This window comes from Segetibacter aerophilus, from assembly GCF_007991655.1.
In the GTDB taxonomy this organism is placed as follows: domain Bacteria; phylum Bacteroidota; class Bacteroidia; order Chitinophagales; family Chitinophagaceae; genus Segetibacter; species Segetibacter aerophilus.
In genome coordinates, this window is sequence record NZ_BJYT01000052.1 from 1 (window position 1) to 8510 (window position 8510).

General features: G+C 41.1%; 8 protein-coding genes. 6 read left to right on the forward strand and 2 right to left on the reverse strand.

Features of this window, described 5'->3' with window-relative positions; translation table 11 throughout:
* Positions 1-259: 259 nt before the first annotated feature.
* Complete coding sequence (locus SAE01_RS24065; protein ID WP_147206392.1) at positions 260-529, reverse strand: DUF3253 domain-containing protein; 270 nt, start codon at positions 527-529, stop codon at positions 260-262.
* Between the two features lie 580 nt (positions 530-1109).
* Here SAE01_RS24065 and SAE01_RS24070 point away from each other — a divergent pair.
* The 5 genes from SAE01_RS24070 to SAE01_RS24090 all read left to right on the forward strand — a co-directional run bounded on the left by SAE01_RS24070 (position 1110) and on the right by SAE01_RS24090 (position 4478).
* The gene (locus SAE01_RS24070) at positions 1110-2435 is read left to right on the forward strand and encodes an MFS transporter (RefSeq protein WP_147206393.1); all 1326 of its coding nucleotides are present in this window, start codon (positions 1110-1112) and stop codon (positions 2433-2435) included.
* A gap of 13 nt (positions 2436-2448) precedes the next feature.
* Positions 2449-2700 (forward strand): SAM-dependent DNA methyltransferase, encoded by a 252-nt coding sequence (locus SAE01_RS24710; protein ID WP_174834630.1) that lies wholly within the window; start codon positions 2449-2451, stop codon positions 2698-2700.
* Between the two features lie 474 nt (positions 2701-3174).
* Positions 3175-3585 (forward strand): Dabb family protein, encoded by a 411-nt coding sequence (locus tag SAE01_RS24080; RefSeq protein WP_147206394.1) that lies wholly within the window; start codon positions 3175-3177, stop codon positions 3583-3585.
* 220 nt (positions 3586-3805) lie between these two features.
* Entirely contained in the window at positions 3806-4018 is a 213-nt protein-coding gene (locus SAE01_RS24085) for an N-6 DNA methylase (protein WP_246113329.1), read from the forward strand.
* A gap of 169 nt (positions 4019-4187) precedes the next feature.
* Positions 4188-4478, forward strand: a complete 291-nt coding sequence (locus SAE01_RS24090; RefSeq protein ID WP_147206395.1) for a GlsB/YeaQ/YmgE family stress response membrane protein — start codon at positions 4188-4190, stop codon at positions 4476-4478.
* Between the two features lie 212 nt (positions 4479-4690).
* On the opposite strand, the gene SAE01_RS24095 is transcribed toward SAE01_RS24090, so the two are convergent.
* Positions 4691-5167, reverse strand: a complete 477-nt coding sequence (locus tag SAE01_RS24095) for a hypothetical protein (RefSeq protein WP_147206396.1) — start codon at positions 5165-5167, stop codon at positions 4691-4693.
* Positions 5168-5461: 294 nt separating this feature from the next.
* Between SAE01_RS24095 and SAE01_RS24100 the strand changes: the two genes are divergently transcribed.
* Entirely contained in the window at positions 5462-8242 is a 2781-nt protein-coding gene (locus tag SAE01_RS24100; protein WP_147206397.1) for a M16 family metallopeptidase, read from the forward strand.
* Positions 8243-8510 lie beyond the last annotated feature (268 nt).

Here is an 8510-nt window from a genome sequence, read left to right on the forward strand (position 1 = left end):
GCAAACAGACCAAATTTTACTAAAACTATGCCTTCATAGGAACGATTACAATCAAGCTGTCACCCTGAACTTGTTAAAGGGTTATTCCAAGAAAGTTAAAACGTTATCTGACTAAAATATATCACTTGCTGATTTTGATAAGCTTTCTCAACATGATATGCTGGCCGAGGAAATTGCAGAGAATTTGGAGAGTGTGTTTAAGAGTTTTATGGAGGTGTTGAGACAGTTGTAGAGGTAAAAGCACTGAAAAATTTACTGGTTATTTTATTTGTATTCTGATTGGCCCAACAACTTCACGTCCTGAAACTTCATTCCCTTTCTGCGTAATAACGATCCTACCTGCATCCCTTAAATCAAAAGCTTCTTTTCGTATCTCCTTCATATAAGTACGCCAAGCATTAGGACTTAATTTTCGTGCTACCTCAGATGGACAAATTGTTTTGTCTTTCCCACGTTGTGTAGCTAGAAATAGTATAGTTTCTGATATTTTCAATAATGCAGTAAAGGTAAACTTAAAAGCAACTATCATCTTCTTTGACAATACACCGAGCAGTAAAGACCCTGGACAAAAGAGATATGGTTCTACGACTACCGAACCAACATCCTCAACACGCTTAAAAAAGAACCTATTATAGCTTAGGGTGACCTACAGGAGTTTTTTTGGCTGTTATAATCCATCATCCAAGTAGAAGCGTGTTGAAACTTATCAAGCCGTAGACGATCCTAAAGGCTGGTGGAGGAAGTTTGGTTACAAAGAAATTGTCGCCCGTGATAAAACATCATTAGACATTACCTAGCTAAAAGATAAATCACTTGTGACATAGATAACCTTCCTGATCCTTGAGATATTGGCGGAGGACATTGCAGAGAGTTTGGAGAGTGCGTTGGGAAGTTTTAGGAGGAGTTTAGGTAGTTGAAGAGGTAAGTATTTGTTATGGAAGCAACGAAGCAATCTGCACTTTGGATTTCAACAGTTCGTTTTGCTATTGCCATGTTGCTTTGTTGTCGTTCCTCTTCCTCACAATAACTAAATTTTTTGTAAAAACTACTCTAACGTAACGCCGTTACCCCCTTCAACTTTTTAAAAAAGGATTTGTTGTAGGGTTAATATGCTTGCGTTTCCGTCTTTAGCTGATAGTAGCAGGTCGCGTTACGTGACCTTTTTTTATTTGTATTTTATGCAAGGAGTACCTTCCGGTTTTGCCTTGACCGCTCTTGCCAATTATCTTACTGCCAGTGGAGTTTCGTCTTCAACAGTAGGAAGCTTTATTACAATCATCGGGATACCCTGGATCGTGCAAATGATATGGGGACCTTTAATTGATAAGTATAGATATTCGATTGTCGGGGAGTATAAACATTGGATAGTACTGACCCAATTTGCAGCAGTAGCCGCTTCATTGGTGCTGCTGGTTGTACAACATCCTGCTCAACAGGTTTGGTTACTAGCAACGTTATTTTTTGTGCATTCAATAGTTGCTTCAGTGCAAGATGCAAGTGTAGATGCAATGGCTATTTTAATAACACCAACCAATGAGAAAGGAAGGGTAAATGCCTTTATGCGGGGAGGAATACTTTTAGGTATTTCCTTTGGCGCCGCTGCCTTATCTTTTGTACTGCATCAATGGGGCTTTACTGCTTCAGTTTTAGTACAATCAGGCATTCTGTTGCTCTTTACTATGTTTTTCTTCTTTACCCGTCTGCATAAAACTGACTCTTTGTTTCCTCGGTTCACGAAAAATTTATTGTCAGGAGAGATAGTAGACAGTGATAGCCTTGCTGTAGTTTTTCGGCGGTTGTTAAAAGCTATTTTTAATGGTAAAGCTTTCAGGATTTTTGGTTTTATTGGTTTATCATATCTCTGTTTTTCTGTTTTCACAAGGTCAATCAATTTTTACCTGATCCGAAATCTTTCATGGTCGGACAGTGAACTGTCGATTTTAACAGGTGGATGGGGAGCAATGGTAACATTGACTGTAATACTATTGAGTGGATTGTTTGCTGACAAACTTGGAGCAACACGTTTGCAGCGCTTTGTATTGTTAGGGCTTTCCTTGTTTTTATTGTTGTTTAATGGACTATTATTTGCATCATCTTCTAAATCGTTCATTACTTCTGGCTTGCTTTTTTGGGGTATTGCTGATCCACTTTATAGTATCGCTGCTTTTCCCATTTTAATGAATATGAGTGATAAGCAAATTGCCGGTTCACAATTTACGGCCTATATGGCTCTGATCAATCTCGCAGATATTGGAGGAGCATATATTAGTGGTTGGCTTTTGTTGTTTGTTAAGGGACCTTATTTGGGTGTAGTAACCGGTGCAGTTCTATTGCTAATTACAATGCTTTTGTTTAAGTATAAATCGCAGCTTGAGCCCCAAAAAGAAAACGCTGTGACATCTTCTCATCCAGTAAATCCAGATTTAGACGCTTGATACAATGTGGAATATGAGTAGTCTCTGTTTGGCGGCTTACGATTTATTACTGACTGTTCCGAACAATTTGCCATTTGCAAGCCAGGTAGGAGAGACGGTCGGTAAAAAGCTGTTGAAAACAACAGATGCACATACCATCCTTCGTTTGCCAACCAGCATCTTTTACGCCAACGGTGGCAAAAGCAAACGTTATCTTCTTCGACAACAAGCCCAGCAGCAAAGACGCGTAGACAAAAGAGATCTGGTTCTACAACTACCGCACTAAAATCCATCACACACTTAAGAAAAACCCGCTAAAGCTTAGTGACCTTCAGGAGTTCATTACCTGCTATAATGCATCTAATAGATTTAAACGTGTTGAAACTTATCATGCAACTGATAATCCTAAAGGCTCGTGGAGAAAGTATACTTATGATAAGATTGTTGCGCAGTATAAAACTTCTTTAGACATTACCTGGTTGAAGGATAAGTCACTTGCTGACTTAGATAACCTTTCCAACACTGATGTGTTGGCGGAGGAGATAGCGGAGAATTTGGAGAGTGCGTTGGGGAAGTTTTAGGGAGGTGTTGAGGCAGTTGAAGACATAGCTGCTGCAAGTATTGCAAATAGTTTCTTTTCAATCTAAAACATCGTTATTTAAAAAAATTTCAACAGTCAAACCTGCCGTCCGCTTGCAGCAATAGACTTGCTGTTTATATTCCAAGCCTTTTTAACTACCTTTTGCCTTAGTTAAATGCTATGAAAATAATAATATCTATAGGGGTGGTAATCCTTCTACTGTCAGCCTTTGATGGAAAGGCTTTTACTTCAAGGGGCAGTTATTTTGGTCTTACAGGTGATAGCATCATTCAACGCATTGTCTGTTTTAAATTTAAAGCAGGCACCACTACCGCGTCAATTGAGCAGCACATGCGGGGCTTTGCTAATTTAAAGGACAGCATCCCGTATATTTTGTCGTATCGCGTTGGTTTTACTGTTAAGGGCGACCTCACCGAAAAGCCTGAGTATGATGTGATGCATTACTGCACTTACAAGAATGAAGAAGAAATAAAACTTTACTCGACCCATCCTGTTCATCAGCGTTTTATCCAACAAAATAAATCAATTTGGGAAAAGGTATTAGTTATAAATTCTAAGGCTGTACGTTAAATTATGGCAGTAATAAGCAAGCCTCCACTCATGGCTTGTTCCTGCTACTATTGCCGATATTGATAGGGGATAGCAGCAAAGCCAGCCTCTAATAGAAAGGCGGTCAAAACTATAGAAACGAAGAAGGCAAGCTGGAGAAAGATAACGTCTCTGTACTCGGCAGGGCTTTTGGGCAACCACCAGCGACAGGCAACTAAATTTCGTTCACCACACCCGCTCTTTGCGAAAGACAACAGGCAAGGCAGCAGTAGTTGTTATGGACAATGGGTTGTTTGAAGGTGGGGCAGCTAAGACGGTTCGTAAGAAGCTATTGGAAACAACAGATGTTCATTCTACCCTTCGTTCCAATGGGTTCTTTTATGCCAACAGCGTAATCCAACGTGATCTTCCTCGACAACAAATCTGGACGCAAAAATCTATTGCAAGAGACTAGTAGATCACACTTAAACCTCTTAGGCCTAATTTACTTGCGCTTTCAATTCGTTGCTGCTAGTAGGGGTCGAACGGACTACACAAGGATTTTAAGTTTTTACTCGTTCTAATCGAACCAAAACGGGTAATTCTAACTAAAATAATTTATAACTTCAAAAAAATATTAACCCATGACTCTAATAGGATTCTTGGTTCTTTTGCTCATTGCTGCCATTTGTGGTTCTATCGGTCAAGCCCTCGCTGGATACGACTTGGGAGGATGCCTTGTATCAATTGTTGTTGGTTTTATTGGTGCATATTTGGGCATGTGGATAGCGGGGAAGTTTGATCTGCCGAAGATTTTTGAAATCACGGTCGAAGGAAAGACCTTCCCTGTTGTATGGGCAGTCATTGGTTCGGCGGTCTTTACAGCTATTGTCGCATTATTTCGAAGGATATTTGTCGGCCGTGATCGCATTTAGCTTTAGCATCAATTGCACTAAATATAACTCACCCTATAATGTTCGCATAAGCGCGTGCTCCTAAAGCCTGCATCCCCATGATTGCGTCCTTCGTTCCTGGTGGCAACAAGGCAGCAAGAATAGCAATCAAAGACGCATTAGCTTGTACGATATTATTATAACAGAAGAAAAATTCGTTCTGTTTTACTGTACGGCTTCTTATTTCTAAACAATCACTTCGCGGTAACCGTGAGCGTAGACATTGCCAGGCCTTTTTTGCCAAAGCCACCACTATGTCTTTCAATAAACATTTTATTGTTTCCAAACACGGTATTCATTGTTGTGGTTTCGGTAGTGCATGGCTGCACCTTATTGACGAGTGCAGTATAGAGCTTGTCCACCTGGTCGGAGAGGGAAACAATTTTGTAAGAGCTGATGGTATTAACGGTTGTCAGAGCGCCATTAACCAGGACCTTTTTCGGCTTTAGCCATATTTTGATTTGCGCTAACTCATTATCGTCTTTCATTTCCTGGATATTGTTCGTTTCCGCCGGTAATAGTTTGGTTTGTATCTCTAATTGTTTTTCAACCAACTGTTTAATGTTACTGGTTGATTCCGATGCTTCGCCAAGCCACAAGTTGCATGTTTTGTCCTGAGCAATGACCCCACTACTAACAATGAGTAAACAAGCAAAGAAGATGCTTTTCATATAAAAAATTTATTTAATTATAGAAGACTAAAATAGGATGTTGTGCTAAAGGGGATATGGTATAAAATCATAAAGATTATATTTTCCTGCTAGCGATTACCGGTGGATGCTGCAGACTTCTAGTTTCAGCTCTTGCGCGTCTTCCTTGCATCAGCCCCGTTGCATGGCGTTCTAGCGTTTAACTACAGCGAGCTCAATAAAGTTGATGTTGGAACTCTCCGTATTTCCTACACTGCATGTTTTTATTTATCTTTTCGGTGTTCCCGATCTACAACTATTATTACCGCACCTATTATGAAGAATACTTTACCCCTCGTGTTATTAGTTCTGTATATGCAAATGCCCGCAGCAGTTTTTAGCCAATCGAAACTCGCTGCCAAAGAAGAAGATTCGCAAAAATTTGACCGTAGTCGTTATCAGGTTAAGTACAAGAAATTTGTGCTTGACAACGGCCTTACGCTTCTTGTAAATGAAGATCACAATGTACCTGTAGTAGGAGTAAACTTTTGGTATCATGTGGGATCTAGAAATGAGCAAAGAGGCAAGACAGGATTTGCCCATCTGTTTGAGCATTTTTTCTTTAATGGCTCGGAAAACTATCCGCATGGATTTAGAGAAGCAATGGATGATCTTGGTGCTAACAATCGCAATGGAACTACCAATACAGATCGTACTAATTTTTTTGAAGATGTACCTGTCTCTGCGTTAGAAAGAACACTATATCTCGAGGCTGATCGGATGGGATTTCTTACCGGAAGGATAACTAAAGAAATGTTGGAACGGGAACGAGGTGTCGTGCAAAATGAAAAGCGCCAGGGCGAGAACCAGCCTTATGGACGGGTGTTTCCTGAAATATCAGCTAAAATGTATCCATACTCACATCCTTACTCTTGGTCTACTATCGGAAGTATGGATGATCTGAACGCTGCCTCGCTCCAAGATGTGAAGGATTGGTATAAAACTTATTATGGACCGAACAATGCTGTGCTTGCACTAGCTGGCGATATTACCCCTGAAAATGCACTTCAGCTTGTAACAAAATATTTTGGTGGGATTGCTCCTGGCCCTGCATTAACCAGAACTGAAAAATGGATACCTACTCTTGATCGTAACATACGTGCTGAGATGCAGGACCGGGTACCACAAACAAGAATTTACCGTGTATATCACATCCCGGAATGGAAGAACAGAGACTTGCAATACCTGTCTTTAGTAGGTGATGTGCTGTCAGGTTCTAAAAGTGCAAGACTTGACCGGAGGTTAATCAACGAAAAGCAATTGGCTACAAGTGTAGGCGCTGGTATAGATGCAGGTGAGCTTGCCAGTACTTTTATTATGGAAGTAACGCTAAAGGCGGGAGTAGATCCGCTGGTAGCGGAGAAGGAATTAGATGCAGTAGTGAACGAACTTATATTGAAGGGCCCTACAGAAGAAGAATTAAAACGTGTGAAAAGTATTAGTCTTGCTAATTTTCAGCGAAGCCTTGAAAGACTAGGTGGTATGGGCGGCCGGTCAGATATACTGGCAGAAAGTATGACGTATGGGGGTTCTCCTGAAGCTTATCTCGATCAGATGGAAGTGATGGCTAAGGCCACACCTGCCGAAGTAAAAGCTGCCGCTAAAACCTGGTTGGTAGCGAATCATTATACTATGACCGTCAAGCCTTATCCATCAATTGCTGCTGCAGCAGTGAAGCTCGACCGGACTGTGCTCCCCCCACTAGCACAAGCACCAGAGATAAAGTTCCCCCAAGTGCAACGGAATAAACTGAAGAATGGTTTGAATGTAGTCTTGCTTGAAAGACATTCAGCACCTATTGTAAATGTTACCATTGCCGCAGACGCCGGTTACGCATCTGACCCTACAGGTAAAGCCGGTACAGCATCTTTAGCGCTGGACCTAATGGATGAAGGAACGAAAACCCTGGATGCATTCCAGATTTCAAATCAACTAGATTTGCTTGGGGCAACGCTTAATTCTTTTAGTCAGCTTGACCTGTCGTTTGTCAGGCTTGGCGCTACTTCTGAAAATCTTCGTCCATCGCTAAAAATACTTTCAGATGTTTTGTTGAATCCATCGTTTCCGGCTGATCAGTTTGCCCTTAAAAAGCAACAACGTCTGTCGCAGATCGGACAAGAGAAAAGCCAGGCTAGTGGCGCGGCTTTAAGAATTCTCCCCCAGTTATTATTTGGAGCAAATCACAACTATAGTAATCCTTTATCCGGTTCAGGTTATGAAACGTCTGTCCAAACTATTCAGCGGGCAGATCTTATTGACTGGCATAGCAAGTGGTTTAAGCCCGGTAGCTCTACCGTAATTGTAACAGGTGATGTCACCATGGATAAATTAATGCCCGCACTTGAAGAAGCATTTGCGGGTTGGACCGCGGGAAATGCGCCAGCGAAGAACATCGCGGTAGTCGACAAGACAAAGGGCGGAAAGGTCTACTTAATCGATAAACCGGATGCCCCTCAATCAACCATTATCGCAGCACATATATCAGAAGCAAGCGGACAACCTGAAGATGTCGCGATACAAACAGTTATGCAAAATTTTGGTGGGATGGCAACGTCTCGACTAAATCGTAATCTACGACTTGATAAACATTGGAGTTACGGAACAAACGGTGCTTTAATGACCGCTCGTGGTCAACGACCTTTCCTGGTAATTGCACCAGTACAGACTGATAAGACAAAAGAGTCTATGGTAGAAGTGATAAAAGAAATTAAAGGTGTAGCAGGTGAGCGGGAACTTGCGGGTGAAGAGTATGAAAGTATTATGCGCAACATGACGTTGCGCCTGCCCGCGAGGTTCTCAACTTTAAGTGCGTTAGAAAGTGCAGCTACAGAAATGATTAATTATAAATTGCCTGATGATTACTGGTCTCGCTATGCTGAAAGAGTACGTGGACTTACAGCTCCTGCGTTAAATGAAGCGGCAAAAAAATACGTACATCCCTCAGATATTATTTGGATCGTGGTGGGCGATCGTAAAAAAATTGAAAGCGGTATAAAGTCTCTCAACTATGGCGAGGTTATACTTTTGAATACGGATGGCAAAGTAATCTCCGAATAAGAAAAGAGGAATGAGTAAGTTGTATCCGCCATGTTGGGTGTATAACAATTGATGGAATTCGGCCGTTGATAGAATTCCTTATTTAGGCTCTAAACCGTGTTGTCCCGGATAGTTTTTAGATTTTGGCTGGCAGTAGCGGCAGTAAGTAGTAATAAGATACGTAAGATTACATCTTCGTAATTTTAGTCAATCCAACGCTCAATATTATTGGATCCGGTTCTTCCATACACTATCCATCTTTAGCTTAACTGTCTTTTTACTATTGTTA

Bases quoted from the DNA above. Each gene is read 5' to 3' on its own strand.
- SAE01_RS24090 (WP_147206395.1), top strand. From the start codon at position 4,188: ATGACTCTAATAGGATTCTTGGTTCTTTTGCTCATTGCTGCCATTTGT.
- SAE01_RS24710 (WP_174834630.1), top strand. From the start codon at position 2,449: ATGAGTAGTCTCTGTTTGGCGGCTTACGATTTATTACTGACTGTTCCG.
- SAE01_RS24065 (WP_147206392.1), bottom strand. From the start codon at position 529: ATGATAGTTGCTTTTAAGTTTACCTTTACTGCATTATTGAAAATATCA.
- SAE01_RS24080 (WP_147206394.1), top strand. From the start codon at position 3,175: ATGAAAATAATAATATCTATAGGGGTGGTAATCCTTCTACTGTCAGCC.
- SAE01_RS24095 (WP_147206396.1), bottom strand. From the start codon at position 5,167: ATGAAAAGCATCTTCTTTGCTTGTTTACTCATTGTTAGTAGTGGGGTC.
- SAE01_RS24100 (WP_147206397.1), top strand. From the start codon at position 5,462: ATGAAGAATACTTTACCCCTCGTGTTATTAGTTCTGTATATGCAAATG.
- SAE01_RS24070 (WP_147206393.1), top strand. From the start codon at position 1,110: ATGCTTGCGTTTCCGTCTTTAGCTGATAGTAGCAGGTCGCGTTACGTG.